This window comes from Nitrosarchaeum sp. AC2 (assembly GCF_013407385.1).
GTDB lineage: Archaea > Thermoproteota > Nitrososphaeria > Nitrososphaerales > Nitrosopumilaceae > Nitrosarchaeum > Nitrosarchaeum koreense.
Genome location: NZ_CP030847.1, coordinates 779,451 through 797,446 on the forward strand (window position 1 = coordinate 779,451; position 17,996 = coordinate 797,446).

Below are 17,996 nucleotides of genomic sequence, written 5' to 3' on the forward strand. Positions count from 1 at the left end.
TTTTATTTGACTATTTTTGGTAAAAAAATTTCAATTATACTGGTAGAGTTACCTTGCCTTTGTATTCTGGAATGTTGTCTTTTTGAAATGATTGCTCCAAGATTTCTTTTTGTGTTTTAGTTACTCCTTGAACAATTGTTTTAGAAATACCATATTTGTCAACCAAAGCAAGTATGTACCCACTGTTATCTGTTAACACAAATCCTGCAGATTCATCAACAAATGCATAAAGATTTTCTTCCCCAACTGGGTCCCAGACGTTTGATTTGTTATCCCGTAATGCCAACGCAGGCATTGCTTTTCCATTAGTCAGTTTGTTAAGATATTCTCTGGCTTCTGCTACTCTTTTTTGTCCTGTTTTTAAGGCTTGAAAATACTGCACGACTCAAAGAAGATTTGATTGTTATAAAAACAATATCTCAAAAGACTGTTATATCTTCTTAATTTGATAGAATCATGCCTCTTACAAACAATGTAATTATAAAATTAAATGAAATCACCACATTAGTTGAGGATAAAAATAATCTAACAGAGCAAGACATAGAAGAGATAAAATTAATTTTCAAAACCATTCTAAAGAACGGTGAAAGATATGACGTTGATGATATTGAATCATGGTTTGAAAATGAGGGTAGTTGGACAAATAAACAGACAAGAGTTAGAGTGATCAATCTTTCTCATTATGTTCAAGACAAATTTGAACAAACAGCAAGACTAAAAATTATTTCAGATGATTAGTATTTTAAAATCAATATCAAATTTCTAATTGTTCTAATAAACGCCCCACAATTTTTGCATTCTCTTCTCTCTCAATTAGGATTTTTCCTAGTCTTTCTTTTTTTGATTTATCTTCAGATGAGATAATTTGAAAATACTCATCATCAAGATCATTATTTGCTTGCAATCGTTTGATTACCTCAAAAAGTATTCCTATGATTTGTTTTTGCGCTTCAATTAATTCATCTTTGCTTTTTTCAGACATGTCGTTATTTGGATACTATTTTTTTAAATATCTCCATTAACTTTGGATCTGTGATTTCATTTTTTGCAGTCTTAAAAAATGAGGCCAACGATTTTTCAGAATGTCCTTCATTTGAATAGACTTTTGCCTGTAACGCCATTTCTAATTTGTCTATTTGATGAACTAATTGAGCTTCCTTAGAGTGATTTAATTGATATTCAATCCAAAGATTATTGTATTGTTTTTGTAACTTCTTTGGTAAATTACTGAGAATTTTTTCCATCGCATTGTTTTCTAACTCTGTTTTTCTTTGTATTGACATTTTTTCTGGAGTGATATCTCCAATTATAACCTCTGCCATGTCATGTAATAGGATAATTTTTAAAATTTTTTCTGTGTTATGTCCTTCTAAATCTGCAAAAATCATTCCAATGATTGCCATTGAAAAAGTGTGGTCTGCTACAGATTCGGGATCATTTATCAATAATTTATCAATCCATCCCTGACGAGGTATTTTTTTTAATTTTGCAGATGTGTTAAAAAAATCAATAATCAAGGCTTTAAAATCGTTTGACACGATGGTAGATTTTAAGATCTGCAATAGTAATTTGAATTATTTTGTGATTTTTATCAAATTTTGAATCATAACCTGTAAAAAATCCGTACAACGATTGCATTTACAAGTATGCCATAATAAATAATTCGAACAACATAATAGTTTAATCGATTTTTCATACGTTATTGAAAATATATACAAAGACTGGTGATGATGGAACTACCGGTCTGCAAGGTAATTTGAGGGTATCAAAATCAAACCCACGAATTATAGCGTATGGTGCAATTGATGAAACAAATGCATTGTTGGGCATTATACAATCATATGAAATCGATAAAGATATTGCTGTTTTGCTAAATTTAATTCAAAACGAATTATTTGTAATTGGGGCTGATCTTTCTAATCCAAAATTGGAAGATAAAAAAAATAGAGTTACCACAGACATGATATCAAATTTAGAAAAAAATATTGATAAATATGAATCCGAATTGGTTCCTCTGACCAATTTTATCTTGCCTGGTGGAACGATTTTAGCATCACAACTACATCATATTCGAACTGTAACACGAAGAGCTGAAACATTCATCATAATGTTAAGTGAGGAAGAAAAAATTAACGATAACTGTATCAAGTATGTAAATCGTTTATCTGATCTTTTTTTTGTATTGGGCCGTGTTTTAAATAAAAGAAGTGGAAAAAAAGACATAATTTGGAAAGTCTGATTAGCAATCATCTAATCAATAATATTCTCATTTATGGTTAAATCAATAGACATCAATCATGCGTACTGCATAAATTGCCATAATGGCATTAAAATTCTCATGAAAAATTCGATGTCCTTATTTCTTACCTATTTCATAGTATGTTGAAGATAAATGGGTAAAAATTATGTCGAAAAGGCAATGAAGAAAATGTTGGTAGAAGAACAAGAAAAATTGGAAAAGGAAATACAAGAAGCAGTTCAAAATAAGCTGAAAAAATTATCCTCTGATTAAATTTACATATTATTGATTTTAGTTGCATCTGTATCTTGATTAATTGTTTAATTTTAGATCATTCCGTCATAATCTTGTGTATTTTTACTATGTTTGATGATAAAGACAACTTTTAATTCCTCAAGCTAAAGCAAATTTGTTGTGCCAGCGTAGCTCAGCCTGGGAGAGCACTCGGCTGAAGACCGGGCCGTCGGGCGTTCAAATCCCCCCGCTGGCATCTAACTTTATGTTCAAATACCTTTTGCGCATAGGTATAGTCTAATGAGTACCAAGACCCAACAAAAAAGCAAACAATGGGATATTCATGATTATGATCATACATTAGATCTAATCCACATTAGAGCAAAAAAAGAATTATCAAAAAGAAATCTAACACTATTTCAAGATTATGACAAGTCAATGGTAAGAATTCCTTTAGCTAAAGCAACACGAATCAAGCATCTTTCCACATTACTAACTGAAACAAAAATGCTAAACAAAGACTGGAAGGATGCACTGCGTTCAGACATTGATGATGTCGTATACAAAATAATGGAGACATATTCTGATGAAAAGGGGCAAGAGTCAAACACTAGTTTTGATATGAAAAAGATTCTTCGTATATTTTACCGTTGGATGAAAACTGGAAACAGAAACAAAAACCCACATGAAATTGACCCTTATGAAATTCAAGGAATCACACTAAGACGTGTCAAAGACAAGATAGCGCGAGAGGACTTGCTAAACGATGATGATTTGGAAAGACTACTCAAGTCTTGTGGAGATAACGCAAGAGACAGGGCATTTATTGATGTTCATACAGAAGCTGGCACCAGACCTGGCGAAACCCTCTCCCTTCGAATCAAAGACGTAAAGACTGATGAACATGGCATAATCATTAATGTGATTGGCAAAACATATGCAAGACCCGTCAGACTAATCCGCTCTGTTCCAAATCTCTTGGCATACATTAGAAACCATCCAAACAAAAACGAACCAGAAGCCCCATTATGGATAATGATTGATTCAGACGATTACGGAAAACCAATGTCATATCATGGGGCAAGGGCAATGATACTCAGACGAGTCAAAAATGCAAAAATGTCAAAACGTGTATATCTTAATTTGTTTAGACACTCTGAAGCTACAAAGACTGCGAATTTTTTGACAGAGGCACAAATGAGAAAAAGACATGGATGGACTGCAGATAGTAAGATGCCTGCCCGTTATGTCCATTTAGTTGACTCTGATGTGGAGAGTGCAATCTTTGATCATTATGGTATTGCCAAAAAAGAGGAGCTAAAACCCGATATACCAATAAAATGCCATATTTGTGAAATGTATAATGATCCTGACTCTAAAATCTGTTCAAAATGTGGTAAAATTTTGGATCTCAAAACAGCACTAGAAAATGAAGAGAAAATTGTGGAGGAAAGACAAAACCTCAAAAAAGAAGTAGACGATCTTAAAGAGAATTTAGCATCAATGGTAAAACAGAAGATAGAAGAATACAACAAAAACTTTCTTGTAGAATTGGAGAAAATGTATGACAAAGAAAACAAATTACTTGTAAAACGCCTTGATTTGATGGACAAAGAATTTTGCAATAACTATTCCAAGTAATACTTGACATGTGCCCTACATGGCATCTAATTGGTATTTATCGTGGTTTACAATCTTTTAGCAAACTATTGTTTTTGGTTTGTGACGATGTGACGTGACAGGAAAGCTATAGGGTTTTTGTCTGTCACGTCACAATTTAGGAACAAAAAATCTGAATTTGTGACAAGGCTTGTGACAAGATTCCGTGCCTAATGTCTTATCAAAATTGATTATTTTTGAGTTGGAAAAAGAATTAAAATAACAATTTTGAAAATTACCGAACTCTACAAAGAATTTTGCGATAAAAAGGATATGAATCGACCGTGATTTATGATCATTGTCAGTTACAAAAACTTGCACAGGTCTGAACATTTACACCATCTTAGATTATTGAATCAAAATAACCCTTAATCATTAGTACAAGGTTCAATTAATATCAAAAATTTAGTCTTCATTTTCTATGTAGGATCCACAACTCTTCCCATAAACAAAATGTTTCCAGTTTCATTGTCCTGAATAATGAAGATAAAAGGATGGTCTGCCCTGAACGTTGGTCCCCCTGACTCATCTGTAACTATTACAGTAGCTCCTGCAGCTTCGGTACCCTTTTCATTTACTTCAACAAATGCCTTGTGAATTGCCTGTGATACGTACAGGCTCTTGTAACCTGTAATTCCACTAAGGTCTGCATGAACTGGGTTAAACACAGTAGGCATGCCCATGTCAGGCAAGCTTTTTGTCAAATCATATTCAGTTTCCAAAGTGAACTTTGGAATGTGGATGTTGATTCCTCTGTTCATTGTGGGAAAATCTTTCCACATCTTTAGATTATCAATTGTGATGGACTTTTCAACTGTTCTGAGATTATCGATTTCATTTGGTAGAATAACCAATAGAGACATGGTGCCATTCCTGTATGGCAGTTCTATCATTTCCATTGTTTCAGTAATGGTATAGTTGACTTGCATCTTGTGAGGAAAAGTCATCATTTGCATATTCACGGAATTGTCCTTGTCAATCATGAATTCAGACTCGTAGGTATCTTCAGGATCAAATTGGTACTCCCACAGTCCCTTAAAGTATATTGCATTTGTAATTGCCATTTTTGTGTTAGAATCAGTAGAGCCAGGTTTTAGAATGTCTGGTATTTTTCCTTGTGTTTTATTATCAACCCACTCGTTGATTTTGTTTACTCCTTCATCGGATACAAAATCTACAGTGCTTACCGTACTATCATAATATGTTGTTGCAGTATTGATATATTCTGCAAGTGGTTCAAAGTTTTCTGCAAGCCATAATGCGTTTGCAATAGATACAGTAGTGTCTGTATTGCTTTTTTTGTTAATTGATTGGTGTAATGACAGATATCCTTGTTTTCTTATGTTGTCATCTTCTGGAAAGCCAAACACGTTTTGAATTTCTTGTGAAGTGTTTTGACGTGCACCCTCGTACAGTATGGAAAATGCAGTGGAGATACTTGTAGGTGAAAAGAAAACATTACTTACACTGTCGTTTTGTGTTAGGTTTGAGTAAAAGTCAATAGCAAATTGATTGTTTGCATCTATATGCTCTTTGATATCTGCTGGATCAAAATTCATTGGATATGGTTCTGAAACTATGTGAGAATCGAGTTTATCAAAATTAGTTACACATACTGTATAGGTCCTGTTTTCAGGACAAATGTCATTGTAACATATCTTGAGGTTATCGACAAACTTTCCTCCCATCAAAGAACATTGAAGAACAGTTACATCTCTACATCCTTCATATTCTGGATGCCATTTTCCTTCATAGTTGTTACATAATGCATGTGAGATATCATCATCGGACATGGACAATCTCATTGTAGCCCAACCTCTATTCCATAATTCATTTTGAGTTTCTTCTGAGACACATGCAACTCTCATTCTATTGTATTTGTAAACAGGATGTTTTTCATCCGGACATTGAATGTCAATTAACGCAACGCCTTTTTTGATCTGTTTTAGTGGAGATGTTGTTTCCCAAGGTACAGGATAAACTGTCCTATCAAGCGAAATTCCAGTGTGATTTTTTCTTATAGTAAATTCCCAATTCATGAATTGGAGACCATTTTCTAAAACAATGTGATAATTTCCAAATTCCCAGTCTTGAGGAATGGTAAAATTGAAATTAAAATTTCCAAATTCATTTGAGGTAGGAGATAAGGTTAGAACTAGTTTACTAGAATCTTCATAGTCTTTGAAGATATTTGCAGTGAAGTTATCTACAGATTGATTAAAAGTTCCATTGACAAACATGGTTTGTTCTGGAGAAATAACGTCGTTAGAGATATCCATTATCTGTCCGGGAACTTCAATTACCATACCTTCTTCAAAAAAGGCATCAGAGTTTGGAACACCAATTAGAAGACTTGTAAGAATTCCAAAAATTATCAAGAGTCTAGTTTTCATTGTTATTCAATCCATTCCATGAAGATATTTTATACTGTAGATATTCAAAAAAATCCAAATCTAATGGTCTTTCAGTACAAAAAGGACTGGGAAGTTGATCACAGTATCCCTCTATTGGAATTCCATTAATTGGAGTTGTTAGTTTTGAATAGTCAAAATAGATCACCAATCCAATGATTAGAAAAATAATTACAATTGGAATTAAGATTAGAATCCTAGTTTTCATTTTCTAATCAAATCCAAACTCTTCATATTGTGGCAACAAGATATCATCATAATTTGTCCTCAGAGAATATTCCAGTATTTTTGGGATATCACATGGAAATAACTCTGGAGGAGCAAATGGGTGAAGTCCCCAAAATTCAGCATATGTCTTGTTTTCAAAATCATACAGATCAACATATCGCACAAGATGTACTGATTTCCAAGGATTTACACATGAGAGATAGGTGTCATTTGGGGTTAATCTTGCAGTGTAAGTGATATTTGGAGGAATCTCGATATCAGATGATTCGGTAAAATCCACCTGTATTGTTTTTGAATTTTTATCAATTATCTTTATGTTTGCAACATTAAACCATTGGACATCAGGTTTGCCTTCAGGAAATCCTACAATCTCGCCATATGAAATTGGTCCTGCAGAACGATAGTGTACATCAGAATCACCAATTACATTACCTCTTTTTGCCCTGCATACAAATTCATTTTGTTTTACCTCTACGCATTTGTAGGCATCATTTACTTGTTGTACGCATTCTTTGTCACATTTTGGATCATTAGGGTATAGGGCAACTCTTGACAAGGGTTCTTGAAAGTAAATGTAATCACTGATAAGTAAAATTGCAGGAAGAATGATTACAATGGATGAAATTGCATAAATTGTGTTTTTGAGATTAGTTTTCATTTTTTTCTCTTACTCATAAATGTGACTGCAATGACAATAATTATGATTACAAAAATACTGGCAAGTGTAATGACAAAATAGAATGGAAAAGAAAAATGTTTTTCAATTTCATCATCAAAAACAAAACGATCTGGCTGTTGATTTGTAACATCACCTATGGAAAGATAATAGTAATACACATTTGAGTTCTCACGATTATTCTTCCATTTGTTAAAAGTTCCATCATTAATTGCCTGTTGCATTTCTACATATTTTGATTCCATTAATTCTGAACCTTTGTAATCATAGTATGGTGCCCAATCCCTTTGAAATTCTGCTCTGTTTATTGGGAAATTATCCATACACGGGGCATCAGACCAATCTTCGTTTTCTATACAAGATGCAAAACTGTAAGAAATATTAAAAGAAAAAATAATCATTCCAATAATTACACTCGAAATTACAAAATACTTCATACTGTATGAAATTTCATCTCATCATTGAAAAGTGCTTCTGATGTTTTGTATCTAGTTTTCATTTTCTAGTTCTCCAAATCACAAATCCAATAATGCCAACTCCAAAAATTACAGACAATACAAACAAGCCCCCATTGCTGATGTGATAATATGTTACAATCACAGTTGACAGGTTATCTGCGGGTTGATCACCTGCATATCTTTCCAAATTGGAATTTCTGTCTTCGTTTTGAAGCAATTGCTCTGAATAGTATCCATCTACTATAGGTACCTGATCATTGAGAAAATAGTAAAAATAGACATTGTGATTTTGAAAATTTTGAGATGTTGGAATGTCAAATGAGAGCCATTTTTCCAAAATTTGATTTTCTATTGCAAAATCCATTTCTGCCTTTTTCATCTCCATCCATTTCTGCCCTTTCATCAGATAGTACTGATCCCATATCTGCACAAGTTCTGACTTGTCATATGGTGGCATGTCCAAACAAGGCTTTTCTTGCCAGTCACTATCCAATGAACAATCTGCAAATACAGAAGGAAGTGTGAATGTAAATACTAACAAAAATATTCCAATAATTATCAATAGTCTAGTTTTCATTACTTCTCAATTACTTTTCCAATGAGATTGTCTTTGATAATTGGAAAGTTTGTGCCCGGAATTGAAGCCGGATTAGCATCGCCTTTTGTGGTGATTGTTTTTTGGTTTTCAGTATAATCAATATCTATAATCCTGCTAATTATGATTCTGTATTCACCTTCAGGTCTCTCAAAGACAATAACATCGCCAACTCGTAAATCATCAAAGGCGATTTTCTTGTCCAACAATACTATGTCTCCAACTTCAAAGGCAGGACTCATGCTTCCAGTTGATACTCTGTAAATTGACACATATTCTGCATCAATAAGAGAAAAAACAACTATGGACAATGCAATAATTACACCAACGAAAATGATTTTAGCTCTAGTCTTCAACTACATTTTCTTCAAATATGACATTCATAAAAGATTCGAAGGACTTTTCAATGATGATATAAAATTTCATACAGTATGAAGTATTTTGTGATTTTCTTTTTGATTTTGTTATCTGCGTTTTCTCTAAATGAAGTATCTGCAGAACAAGTTTTTTCAAAAGACGCAGGGGCAGGGCTTACCCCCGAAGAATGTCAAAAACGATACGACAACAGTGGAGGGTTCTTTGAGCCTCTTTATGATTTGGCAAAATTCAAAGCGCAGAACCATCCAGTATTTAGGCAACTAACAGAAAACGATTCATTTCAGATAGTATCCACTGGTGTTCAATCTAGTCCGTATTCCGAAAATTGTGACATGGATCTTCCAACCTTTGAGATACATTATGCAACAAACATGACTGATAACTCTTACACGCGAATCTACATGAGTATAGATAATACAACTTACGACATTACAGAAATCAGAACCCGTTTAATAGACAGCCCTGTAAACGAAAGTCCAACATCTGAACCTCTGCCGTTTTACAACACAAACTGGAATGAGGCATTCATGGAAGGGGTATACCATAGGTCAGATCCTCCGAAACCATCTCAAACATTTAAGATTCCATACATTGCAGTAAATGGAAAAATTACAAATTTCAAAACTGATGCCGGTACGATCACTGCTCAAATTTCTGCAAATGAATGGGCTATTTTTGCAGTAAAGATACCGCGAAACTATCCTTACACTGATCATAACGATTTACATCATCCAAGTCACGGTTTGGAAGTCTTTGCCATGACAAACGACTCTAGTGATTTATTTCCACATGTTACGCGCGATGATTGTTTTTACAATGTATGGATGAGAATACCTGACAGTAAAACAATTGAGATGCCACTTACATTGAGTTATCTTCAGGGAGATCCGATGCATGGGGACGGCGATTTGCCTCCATTTTGCAAATCAAAAACAATAGTCGATGAAAAAAGAGACAAGATAGCAAAACTTTCTCCCCTAAAACAAGTAGAAAACGGAATTTTTCCATACGATGTATCGTGTAAGGATGGATTGTATCTTCTTGTAAAACATGACAAGTCACCTGCCTGCATCTCTTACAATGTGGCAAGCAAGCTATGGGATAGAGGATGGGCTGACAAGTCAACTGATATCTATACGGAATATTCTTTACCAGAAACTGTGAATAATTTTAATTCAAAACTAAAAGATGAAAAGGATGTATTACAAATTGTCGATGATTTCATCGATACGACAAATCTTGTTTTAAGAGATCCTGACAACCCTGATTTTAGAATTACCGCTAATTTGGCTTATGTTGATTCTTATGGCAACGCCATGCTAAACATAAACAATAACACCGGACTTCCAACGCAGATTGCAGGATTTGATAATGAAGGATTTTACCGAACTCCCAACTGGTATGCTGAGTTGCAAAAAGACTATCTTGGAATGCCAAGCAATAGGATAGAGCACGGAAATGTTGCATGGGAAGTATCTTACAGAGAATGCCGTATGTGTTTTGATTATTCTACATTTGTAGTTGATGCAATCACTGGTGAAATAATTGACACATACAAAGTCGAAAACATGTTTGGTGTTAAAAACAATCAGTATGAGAGAAAATGAAAGCCAAACTTTTGATAATTGTTGCAGTCGGTCTAGTCTTATTTCCACTAATTCCGCTACTCCAACATCACATGGGACATCAAGTTATGATAGATGGATTTTCAGTTAGTGGCAGTATTGTCTGGCTAATCTCGATTGTTTTTTCCATGATATCTTGGTCTTTGTTTGCATGGGTATCAAAGGGTATCAAAGTAGAAGGAATTCCTTTGAGTGTGATTTCAGCTGCAGTCTTAATAGTTCCTTTTCATGATGTGTTAGGGCCGATGGCTTCAGTAATTGTGGGAGTGGTTGCAGGATTTGTGGCATTTATGTTCCACAAACATATGGCCTGTAGAGATAAAAAATCTTTGGTGATCACCATTGTAACTGTTGTGGCATCTTATCTTGCATTAACTACGATGATAATTCTGGCATCAAACACTCTTCACGTATGGGACACTGGAAATGGCATTGGCACATGGAGTGGAACAGCTGATGGAATGGAAAAACAAATTCATTTTGATTGGATAACTGTGGAAACTATTTGGATTGTTATTTTAATAATTCCAGGAGCAATCATGGCTTACAAATTTTATGAGAGAATTAAAAATAGATTTTTCACATCAGGATCTAGATTTTCAAAGTGACGCTTAGAGTTGAGGTTATAATGTTGTAATTTGTATGAAAATCATGACATTAGATGATGAGATTGTAATGGAAATCGATGAAAATTTTCTAATTGAAACAAATAAAAAAATTCTTTTAAGAGAAAAGAAAAGAACGGGCAAAAAAGTCTACATTGAGATTATTCCTCAAAATCTTGCTCGTGTATTCCCTAAAGTAAGCGAATATGGTACTTCTGGAAACATAGAGCAAGATTTGATTCAAAAAGCTGCTGCCATAATGGCTGCCATTCCTTGGACTCAAGCTTTCTTTGATGGCAATAGGAGAACATCAATTATTGCAGCAGGAACATTTCTGCGCGATAATGGTTATGACTTAGACATTAGTCCAGAAGAAGAAAATACAGAATTAAGAGAAATGCTAAGTGAGATCAAGAAACATCAACATGACCTTGACCCAACTATTATGAAGCAGTTGTTTTTATATATCTCAAAAAGGGTAAACAAGTATGAGCCCAAAACATGAGAGAATAACTGATGAACTCATCGAGAAATACTCTAAACTATTAGATGATCTTGCGACTGACAATTAATTTCTAAAAAATAGTGCAAAATCTCAAGCTTTGACTATATCCCATACACCATGCGTGGTAGAACAAATTTGAACTGGGGCTATCTAGAATAATTTATGAATTTGATGATGGGACTAAACTGATTGTTTATCTCTTCTTAAGGCGTCTAGTTTTCATTTTCTATGCAATCCAAAACCCAATACGAAAATAATTTCCATCATATTCAAAAATGTTAGAAGTGATATTCTGTTCATACCATTTTTGATATCTGTCAACTTCAGCACTTGACATTGAGTTTTGTACTTCAATATTCTCTTCAATTTTACCAATATTATCAATAGCTGCAATAATTAATGGTTCAATTTCTAATCCTTTGTCCGTCAAATCAGCCCAAGTGTGATCTTTTTCTCGCAGTGGTCCATTTGTTTTGTATACTTCGAGATAAAATGTGTCAGGTTTTTCAAAATTTGGAACATACATTCTAGTTGGTTGTATTCCGTATTGTTTATTCTCATATTCAAAATAATATGCTTCAAACTGACGCAAATATAAAGAAGGTTCTAACAATAATTGTTTTTCAGATACATCTTGTTTTTCAAAGAAACTAGTAGAATTTCTCGAATACTTTTCTGCCAAAATATTTGCATACTGAAGTTGAAAGTTATCTAATTGCTCATATGATATCGATGCTGTTCCTCCCTTATTTTTAGGAAATTCTTTAGATAGTGCTTTGTTAATCAATTCTTTTACTTTTGGAACCTCTTTTAGATCATCATCAGTTAGTGAGACAATTTCGACTCCTTGCATGTACTCATATTCAAGTTCTTTTTGTAATTGATAATCCGAAAAATAAACTAATCCCATTCCTTCATGAGAATTAAATCCATTATCAGTCAAGTATGCAAAAAATAAAATTAAACTCAAAAAGAAAATCAGTGGGATGATTATTTTAGTTCTAGTTTTCATTTTTTCCATATAAAATTTTGGAGTAGTTTGGATTTTGCTAACAGGATTATTCCTCCTGCTACAAGAATAAAACCAAGTATCATAAAAGGAACCGTAGCTAAAAGATACTCACCAGTCCACAGGTGTTTGTTTATCAATAGTATAAACAATATCATTATTGCCTGAATGAAATTTGGGATTCCAATAAACAACATGATGGCAGCAGATATCAATACTATGTATGGTCTGCTGGAAATTTTTTTCTTTTTCAAGATTAAATGTGGAATTATAAGCAATAGTGAAATAATTCCCAACAATATCGGAACTGCAACAAAGATTGAATTCGGATTGTTGAAAATCTGTTGCTCATAGCTTGCATAGCTAGGTGACAAGTCTGGATCCAGATTAATTGAACCTCCTTGCGCATATGTAAAATCGGCATACATTAGAATTGAAGTGTATGTAATGATTGCAAATATTATCAAAATCTGAATTTTCAACCATATTTTCTTCAAATATGACATTCATAAAAGATTCGAAGTACTTTTCAATGATGAGATGAAATTTCATACAGTATGAAGTATTTTGTGATTTTTCTTGTTTTAATTGGATTTGTCGGGACTATTTTTGCAATACCTCCTTTTGATTCTCAAGAAATATTTGATTTTAGCAACACCATTGTAGTTGGCAAGATAATTTCTGTAAACTCTACATTCTCCCCAACACACAGTCTCTATCACATCCAAGTTGAAAAATTCCTCAAGAACTCACAAGATTCACAAGTTATTGTTGCATCAGGACAAAATACAGTATTTTCAAGATTGGGAAATGAGGTTTTTCATGTGGGGGACAGGGCTTTGTTTTTCCTTACAAGCAATTATGTTGGATATGACAAGTATTCGGATATTTTGTCAATACATCCAACAACAAGGTCTGTAGAATCTGAATGGGATGCATGTGATATTTTTGCAAACGATATTCCTCAAGAACACTGGGTTTTTGGTGGTGTTGGCCCGTCAGTAAAAGCATCCCAAGAAAACAAAACGCGTGACTTTGTGACAGGAAAAGAAATTCTGATAACGCACGATATCTCTAATCCTACTCCTGTTGAGAAAAAAATTGATTTTGGCATGACTATAAAAAATATTGATGATCCAAATTCTTTGTATATTTTTTCTGAGATTTCAAACATTGTATTGGAGCCATGTGTGCCATACCATACTTTGACTTGGACATTTACCCCAGCAAAAGCAGGTAACTATAGATTCGAATTTGACAACTTAATGGGTTCCAGACATACATTGGGAATGGAGATAAAACAAAATATCCTCTCCAAAAATTATTCATCTGTACTGTCACTATTAAAACAATTCAAGTCAGGAATTTCCTTTGATGAAATAGAATGCAGAGAGGAATTAGTTTTAGTTCAAAAATATAACAGCTTTCCCGCTTGTGTGACAGAATCAACAAAACAGAAACTAATTGAGAGAGGATGGGCTTTAACTAAACTTAAACCAGAACTAGAACCAGAAGATGAATCAGATGTAATGAAAAAAGCAAGAGAACTGGGAATCAACAACATCATGGAGGCAGTAGACTCTGAAAAATTAACCTCTGATGAAAAACGTGAATACATCAAGATTCGATATGAGGAATCACCAAACAATATTCCATCATTAAATATCAGAATTAAAGATTTTACTAGAAATTTGGAATTTGGAGAACGCCCAACATTTACTCTGATTGAAACAGGATATGCAATTCCTTGCACACATCCAACCCTAGAGGTGTATTTGTTAAAACAAGAAATTGGCAACGATCATACTCCTGATGACTTGGTGTATGAAGACAAAATCGTGCATTCTTGTCCTTCTTTTGGTTCCTTTTATCCTGTTTTGAAATTTTGGGATGAAACTGACTTTAAACCATTTCCTGTTTGTGAAAAAGAAGGAAGGTACTTGGTAGTTGGAGATTCGGGCTATGAACGTGGAGCTTTGGAAGAATACTATTGTAATGCACCGTACAAGAACTAGAAAATGAAAACTAGGCTTTTGATATTGCTTGCAATGGGCTTGCTTCTGATTGGATTTACAGGCACGTTAATGCCTAATGTGATTGCTTCTGAAAATCTATTTTATGGCAATTCGATCTTTGAGAGAGTACCTCAAGCTATTGTTCCAAATAGTCCACAAACAATTGAGATCAAGTTTCAGTATGCAGACGGTCCTTATTCGTTAAGTAATTTCAAACCAATCATAGATGTCAGTCCCAAAGAGGCTTTACCATATGTACATGTGAAATTTGAACCAATAGAGGGAATAAATCGCAATTCGATTGTACGACTACTTGGAACGATAACTGTTGATTCAGAAATTCCAAGCGAAAAAATATTTCTAAACGTTTCATTTGTCGGAACATCTGGGTTTGATGAACCAATATCGTTCAAAAGTGGATGGTTTGAGTCTGCAATAATAGACATTAGAGAAAATCTTTCTGGTGGAACTTTGGATGTTACTGAATATCCTATTTTTAATGAATTAGGTGAATTGCTTTGTACAGGTATTCGTGGAGCCGAAGTAGATGAACATTGTAAAATAATTCGCACTTCACCTCGCACCCAACAATTAGATGGAGTGAAACCTGAACATGTAAAATGTAATTTTGATCTATATAGAAGCTACAAAACATCCGACGGAACGGCATTTTGTGCATCTGGGTATGCGCTAAAAGAATTAATTCATCGTGGATATGCTCAAGCCTTTGATTCTGTTAATTCTGCAACAATTCAGGATTCTGGTTCTATCGTTCGTGAATATTGTCCTGCATCGCAGAAACTACTCCAATGGGGATGGTATGGATATGTAAAGAATCCTGAAATCGTCAACACAAATATTGACTTGGTTTATGATTCAGAAGAAGATTCCCACGGTGTAGAATTTACCTTTGAATCCAAAACTGATATCAAGTCCATGATCTGGGTTTTTGTTGAATGTGATAATTTTGATAAAACATGGAGTGGTCCTGAAAACAGACATCCTGCATTTTTAGGATTTGACATTCCAGAAATCTGTACTGAGGATATGATAAAACACCTGGTAAAATATTCGTCAATGTTTGATAGAAATGTACACTATGCAATTGAAGACATTGGTCTTGAGAATAACATCAACGTATATGATTTTGATAGATGTGTGGAGGAATTGTTGGAAAGAAACCCAAAGGAGTTAGAAAATGAAGACTAGATATAAAATCATAATTATTGCAGTAATTGCATTTATTCCAACATCTGTTGTATTTCCACAAGTTTTTCTTGTCTTTCACTTGGACAAATTTGAAATCAGCGACGAATGCAATTCTCTACAGGGACAGTGGGATTGGTATTCTAATACGTGTAATATTTCAAGAATTTATCCAGATGGCCCAACTTGTGAAAGTTTGGGTGGGAGAAATACCTGCCAAGACCTATGCGGAGAAAAAGAGTTCTACAATCCTTGGCGTTTAGTTTTCTCAAGAGGATGCATACATCTTTGTGCTCCAGCATGTGAATTTGGGTACAACAGCATAGTGTCAAGTGAATATGGTGATGATGAATTGTCTGTCGGGGATTTTAAAATAATAGAGCACACGCCAAAGTGGAAAATTCCAGAAGAACTATTAAAAATCGGATGCACTGACACAATAGTCATTCATCTAAAAAGACATTCCAATGCATTTGAGGAAAAATGGAACAATGAAGGCATATTCATAAATGCCATAGGTCTTCCGTGGGGAGTGAACCAGTATGCCTTGGATGAATGCATCAAGAACATATCGGAATTGAGAAACAATGAAAACTAAGCTATTGATTATGTTTACATTTGTTGAATTTTTATCACTGCTTGTGTTTATTCCACATATTGATGCTGTTGAAACAGAATCAGGAATATTTATCTGGAAGTTTTGTGAACATGAAAAACAATTTGATTATAAAATAATCAATGGCACATTACATGACACTGTACATTTAAAATTGCAAGACACAAACAACTGTGAGAACAAAAATGCAACTGACTACCAACTTCAACTATTTCACACATCAAATAACCAAACTGATTTTACAGTTATTGTTCCAAAAGATTTAGATCTTGATAAAATAGATGTTACTGTAGTGGGCAGAGATTATCTTGAATATTTCCAAATAAACGATACAAATAGAATCATGACATTCTCTGATTTTACTCATGACAAAAATGGATTTGTGACAGTAATTCTAGATTTTAAAGGAATTGAAAATTAAATGAAGGCTAAATTTCTGATAATACTTGGAATAGTCGTATTTACATCAAGTTTGTTTACATTATCTAATGCAGATGCAGCTGAATTTGCTGTCAACATAAACCCACAAAATTCAGAATCTAGATTCACAGTAAAATATCATGCAACAATTAACATGGAATATGATGAAGGAGGTAAAATCAAAGACATACTAAAGGACAAAAACTGGACAATCAGAAAGACTGCAGATCCCTTAACTCATGACAGCATTGAAATTGCATCAAGACTAAACCAAAAAATATCACAAGATGGCTCAAATGCCAAAATTTCTGATTTGTCTGTGGTGTATCAGGCAGAACTTCGAGGAGAAAGCAATAGTGCCTCAATTGATTATCTTGTCGTGTTAACTGGAACCTTGTCGGATTATATCTTGTCATATCCCTCAGATGCATCAAGACCAGTGTTGATAGACATGGGCTGGAGGGGACTGAGCATAACTGGGCCTGTTTTAGTTGACGGATATGATATCAACTTACCAATATCCGCAATAATGGAAAAAGAACCAGAGTTGTACTCTATAATGTTGCCTCATCCCAAAGTGATATCCAGTCTCTCTGACAACATCTTAGATGCAGAAGACATACTGCATACTAAATTACATGACTGGCATTTTTTGTTTGATCCTACTGGACTTGATTCTGATGCGTCAGGAATTGTAATCACTGAATATTCTTTGGATGCCAACAGATTGTATGGCGGTAATTCTGTTAAGAGTGAAACATCTGAATCCTTCATGGCAGATGCAGACTATAAAGTAACAACGATACTTCCTGCTGACTCTGCAAATATACGGATTGCGGGGTTTGCTGCACTTGACACATTAGATGAGATTGAAATTCTTGGAGTCAGACCTTTACCGCCAGAAGGATTTGCAGTTACATCAACTGGAGATGTTCCATTTGCAATGGTTTATGGTTTGCCAATAATCTTTACAGTTGCAGCTACAATCGTAGGCTATCTTTTATTCAAAAAGGGAACAATGTTTTTCTAACATATCATGCGTCATAATTTAAAAACATGGAAAATAAAAACAAAACTTTTGACTGTTATTCTTGATTTTTTAGACTCAAATAATCTA

The 17,996-nt window shown here is 34.1% G+C and carries 23 protein-coding genes and 1 tRNA gene; 13 read left to right on the forward strand and 11 right to left on the reverse strand.

All coding sequences use genetic code 11. From position 1 onward, the window contains the following. Positions 1-34: 34 nt before the first annotated feature. Positions 35-382, reverse strand: coding sequence for a hypothetical protein (locus tag DSQ20_RS04535; protein WP_007550546.1), 348 nt, complete (start codon positions 380-382; stop codon positions 35-37). 74 nt (positions 383-456) lie between these two features. On the opposite strand from DSQ20_RS04535, the gene DSQ20_RS04540 reads away from it, so the two are divergent. Continuing rightward, positions 457-738 carry a hypothetical protein gene (locus DSQ20_RS04540; protein WP_179366193.1) on the forward strand — a complete coding sequence of 94 codons (282 nt, stop codon included), beginning with the start codon at positions 457-459 and terminating at the stop codon, positions 736-738. A gap of 16 nt (positions 739-754) precedes the next feature. Here DSQ20_RS04540 and DSQ20_RS04545 read toward each other — a convergent pair whose 3' ends face one another. Together DSQ20_RS04545 and DSQ20_RS04550 are read right to left on the reverse strand one after the other, a co-directional pair. Further along, positions 755-982, reverse strand: a complete 228-nt coding sequence (locus DSQ20_RS04545) for a hydrolase (protein WP_179366194.1) — start codon at positions 980-982, stop codon at positions 755-757. A 4-nt stretch (positions 983-986) separates the two neighbouring features. Further along, positions 987-1,538, reverse strand: coding sequence for an HD family hydrolase (locus DSQ20_RS04550; protein ID WP_255458369.1), 552 nt, complete (start codon positions 1,536-1,538; stop codon positions 987-989). Between the two features lie 164 nt (positions 1,539-1,702). On the opposite strand from DSQ20_RS04550, the gene DSQ20_RS04555 reads away from it, so the two are divergent. The 4 genes from DSQ20_RS04555 (at position 1,703) to DSQ20_RS04565 (ending at position 4,114) form a co-directional block, all read left to right on the forward strand. Next, positions 1,703-2,239 carry a cob(I)yrinic acid a,c-diamide adenosyltransferase gene (locus tag DSQ20_RS04555; protein ID WP_179366195.1) on the forward strand — a complete coding sequence of 179 codons (537 nt, stop codon included), beginning with the start codon at positions 1,703-1,705 and terminating at the stop codon, positions 2,237-2,239. 153 nt (positions 2,240-2,392) lie between these two features. Continuing rightward, positions 2,393-2,512 carry a DUF1104 domain-containing protein gene (locus tag DSQ20_RS10690; RefSeq protein WP_255458370.1) on the forward strand — a complete coding sequence of 40 codons (120 nt, stop codon included), beginning with the start codon at positions 2,393-2,395 and terminating at the stop codon, positions 2,510-2,512. A gap of 143 nt (positions 2,513-2,655) precedes the next feature. Then, positions 2,656-2,729 (forward strand) — tRNA-Phe (locus tag DSQ20_RS04560). A gap of 44 nt (positions 2,730-2,773) precedes the next feature. Continuing rightward, positions 2,774-4,114, forward strand: coding sequence for a tyrosine-type recombinase/integrase (locus tag DSQ20_RS04565; RefSeq protein WP_179366196.1), 1,341 nt, complete (start codon positions 2,774-2,776; stop codon positions 4,112-4,114). 437 nt (positions 4,115-4,551) lie between these two features. On the opposite strand, the gene DSQ20_RS04570 is transcribed toward DSQ20_RS04565, so the two are convergent. From DSQ20_RS04570 to DSQ20_RS04595, 6 genes are read right to left on the reverse strand one after another with little or no spacing between them, the layout of a single operon-like run. Continuing rightward, positions 4,552-6,525, reverse strand: coding sequence for a serpin family protein (locus DSQ20_RS04570; protein WP_179366197.1), 1,974 nt, complete (start codon positions 6,523-6,525; stop codon positions 4,552-4,554). Then, entirely contained in the window at positions 6,515-6,751 is a 237-nt protein-coding gene (locus tag DSQ20_RS04575) for a hypothetical protein (RefSeq protein WP_179366198.1), read from the reverse strand. Before DSQ20_RS04575 ends, DSQ20_RS04570 begins: the two co-directional genes overlap by 11 nt. Before the next feature lie 3 nt (positions 6,752-6,754). After that, complete coding sequence (locus DSQ20_RS04580; RefSeq protein WP_179366199.1) at positions 6,755-7,429, reverse strand: hypothetical protein; 675 nt, start codon at positions 7,427-7,429, stop codon at positions 6,755-6,757. Continuing rightward, positions 7,426-7,884: a hypothetical protein gene (locus DSQ20_RS04585; protein ID WP_179366200.1), complete on the reverse strand. Its 459-nt coding sequence runs from the start codon at positions 7,882-7,884 to the stop codon at positions 7,426-7,428. The genes DSQ20_RS04580 and DSQ20_RS04585 overlap by 4 nt, the downstream gene beginning before the upstream one ends. Before the next feature lie 58 nt (positions 7,885-7,942). Continuing rightward, positions 7,943-8,482, reverse strand: coding sequence for a hypothetical protein (locus tag DSQ20_RS04590; RefSeq protein ID WP_179366201.1), 540 nt, complete (start codon positions 8,480-8,482; stop codon positions 7,943-7,945). Further along, positions 8,482-8,856, reverse strand: coding sequence for a signal peptidase I (locus tag DSQ20_RS04595; protein ID WP_179366202.1), 375 nt, complete (start codon positions 8,854-8,856; stop codon positions 8,482-8,484). The genes DSQ20_RS04590 and DSQ20_RS04595 overlap by 1 nt, the downstream gene beginning before the upstream one ends. Positions 8,857-8,931: 75 nt before the next feature. Here DSQ20_RS04595 and DSQ20_RS04600 point away from each other — a divergent pair, with 75 nt between their 5' ends. From DSQ20_RS04600 to DSQ20_RS04610, 3 genes are read left to right on the forward strand one after another with little or no spacing between them, the layout of a single operon-like run. Next, entirely contained in the window at positions 8,932-10,485 is a 1,554-nt protein-coding gene (locus tag DSQ20_RS04600; protein WP_179366203.1) for a hypothetical protein, read from the forward strand. Then, positions 10,482-11,111, forward strand: a complete 630-nt coding sequence (locus DSQ20_RS04605; protein WP_179366204.1) for a hypothetical protein — start codon at positions 10,482-10,484, stop codon at positions 11,109-11,111. The genes DSQ20_RS04600 and DSQ20_RS04605 overlap by 4 nt, the downstream gene beginning before the upstream one ends. A 43-nt stretch (positions 11,112-11,154) precedes the next feature. Beyond that, a complete protein-coding gene (locus tag DSQ20_RS04610) occupies positions 11,155-11,613 on the forward strand; it encodes a Fic family protein (protein WP_179366205.1) in 459 nt (152 codons plus the stop codon). 226 nt (positions 11,614-11,839) lie between these two features. On the opposite strand, the gene DSQ20_RS04615 is transcribed toward DSQ20_RS04610, so the two are convergent. Both DSQ20_RS04615 and DSQ20_RS04620 read right to left on the reverse strand, forming a co-directional pair. Further along, positions 11,840-12,625, reverse strand: a complete 786-nt coding sequence (locus DSQ20_RS04615; protein WP_179366206.1) for a hypothetical protein — start codon at positions 12,623-12,625, stop codon at positions 11,840-11,842. After that, positions 12,622-13,104, reverse strand: coding sequence for a hypothetical protein (locus tag DSQ20_RS04620; RefSeq protein ID WP_179366207.1), 483 nt, complete (start codon positions 13,102-13,104; stop codon positions 12,622-12,624). Before DSQ20_RS04620 ends, DSQ20_RS04615 begins: the two co-directional genes overlap by 4 nt. A 75-nt stretch (positions 13,105-13,179) precedes the next feature. Here DSQ20_RS04620 and DSQ20_RS04625 point away from each other — a divergent pair, with 75 nt between their 5' ends. Genes DSQ20_RS04625 through DSQ20_RS04645 form a run of 5 tightly spaced genes read left to right on the forward strand, consistent with a single transcriptional unit; the run spans position 13,180 to position 17,909 of the window. Next, positions 13,180-14,637: a hypothetical protein gene (locus tag DSQ20_RS04625; protein WP_179364830.1), complete on the forward strand. Its 1,458-nt coding sequence runs from the start codon at positions 13,180-13,182 to the stop codon at positions 14,635-14,637. Between the two features lie 3 nt (positions 14,638-14,640). Further along, positions 14,641-15,846, forward strand: a complete 1,206-nt coding sequence (locus DSQ20_RS04630) for a hypothetical protein (protein WP_179366208.1) — start codon at positions 14,641-14,643, stop codon at positions 15,844-15,846. Then, positions 15,836-16,441 carry a hypothetical protein gene (locus DSQ20_RS04635; RefSeq protein ID WP_179366209.1) on the forward strand — a complete coding sequence of 202 codons (606 nt, stop codon included), beginning with the start codon at positions 15,836-15,838 and terminating at the stop codon, positions 16,439-16,441. Before DSQ20_RS04630 ends, DSQ20_RS04635 begins: the two co-directional genes overlap by 11 nt. Continuing rightward, positions 16,431-16,880: a hypothetical protein gene (locus DSQ20_RS04640; protein ID WP_179366210.1), complete on the forward strand. Its 450-nt coding sequence runs from the start codon at positions 16,431-16,433 to the stop codon at positions 16,878-16,880. Before DSQ20_RS04635 ends, DSQ20_RS04640 begins: the two co-directional genes overlap by 11 nt. Beyond that, the gene (locus tag DSQ20_RS04645) at positions 16,881-17,909 is read left to right on the forward strand and encodes a hypothetical protein (RefSeq protein ID WP_179366211.1); all 1,029 of its coding nucleotides are present in this window, start codon (positions 16,881-16,883) and stop codon (positions 17,907-17,909) included. It abuts the gene before it with no gap. Positions 17,910-17,996 lie beyond the last annotated feature (87 nt).

Coding starts and splice junctions, on each gene's coding strand:
- DSQ20_RS04540 (WP_179366193.1), top strand. CDS start 457: ATGCCTCTTACAAACAATGTAATTATAAAATTAAATGAAATCACCACA.
- DSQ20_RS04545 (WP_179366194.1), bottom strand. CDS start 982: ATGTCTGAAAAAAGCAAAGATGAATTAATTGAAGCGCAAAAACAAATC.
- DSQ20_RS10690 (WP_255458370.1), top strand. CDS start 2,393: ATGGGTAAAAATTATGTCGAAAAGGCAATGAAGAAAATGTTGGTAGAA.
- DSQ20_RS04565 (WP_179366196.1), top strand. CDS start 2,774: ATGAGTACCAAGACCCAACAAAAAAGCAAACAATGGGATATTCATGAT.
- DSQ20_RS04570 (WP_179366197.1), bottom strand. CDS start 6,525: ATGAAAACTAGACTCTTGATAATTTTTGGAATTCTTACAAGTCTTCTA.
- DSQ20_RS04575 (WP_179366198.1), bottom strand. CDS start 6,751: ATGAAAACTAGGATTCTAATCTTAATTCCAATTGTAATTATTTTTCTA.
- DSQ20_RS04580 (WP_179366199.1), bottom strand. CDS start 7,429: ATGAAAACTAATCTCAAAAACACAATTTATGCAATTTCATCCATTGTA.
- DSQ20_RS04585 (WP_179366200.1), bottom strand. CDS start 7,884: ATGAAGTATTTTGTAATTTCGAGTGTAATTATTGGAATGATTATTTTT.
- DSQ20_RS04590 (WP_179366201.1), bottom strand. CDS start 8,482: ATGAAAACTAGACTATTGATAATTATTGGAATATTTTTGTTAGTATTT.
- DSQ20_RS04600 (WP_179366203.1), top strand. CDS start 8,932: ATGAAGTATTTTGTGATTTTCTTTTTGATTTTGTTATCTGCGTTTTCT.
- DSQ20_RS04605 (WP_179366204.1), top strand. CDS start 10,482: ATGAAAGCCAAACTTTTGATAATTGTTGCAGTCGGTCTAGTCTTATTT.
- DSQ20_RS04610 (WP_179366205.1), top strand. CDS start 11,155: ATGACATTAGATGATGAGATTGTAATGGAAATCGATGAAAATTTTCTA.
- DSQ20_RS04615 (WP_179366206.1), bottom strand. CDS start 12,625: ATGAAAACTAGAACTAAAATAATCATCCCACTGATTTTCTTTTTGAGT.
- DSQ20_RS04625 (WP_179364830.1), top strand. CDS start 13,180: ATGAAGTATTTTGTGATTTTTCTTGTTTTAATTGGATTTGTCGGGACT.
- DSQ20_RS04630 (WP_179366208.1), top strand. CDS start 14,641: ATGAAAACTAGGCTTTTGATATTGCTTGCAATGGGCTTGCTTCTGATT.
- DSQ20_RS04635 (WP_179366209.1), top strand. CDS start 15,836: ATGAAGACTAGATATAAAATCATAATTATTGCAGTAATTGCATTTATT.
- DSQ20_RS04640 (WP_179366210.1), top strand. CDS start 16,431: ATGAAAACTAAGCTATTGATTATGTTTACATTTGTTGAATTTTTATCA.
- DSQ20_RS04645 (WP_179366211.1), top strand. CDS start 16,881: ATGAAGGCTAAATTTCTGATAATACTTGGAATAGTCGTATTTACATCA.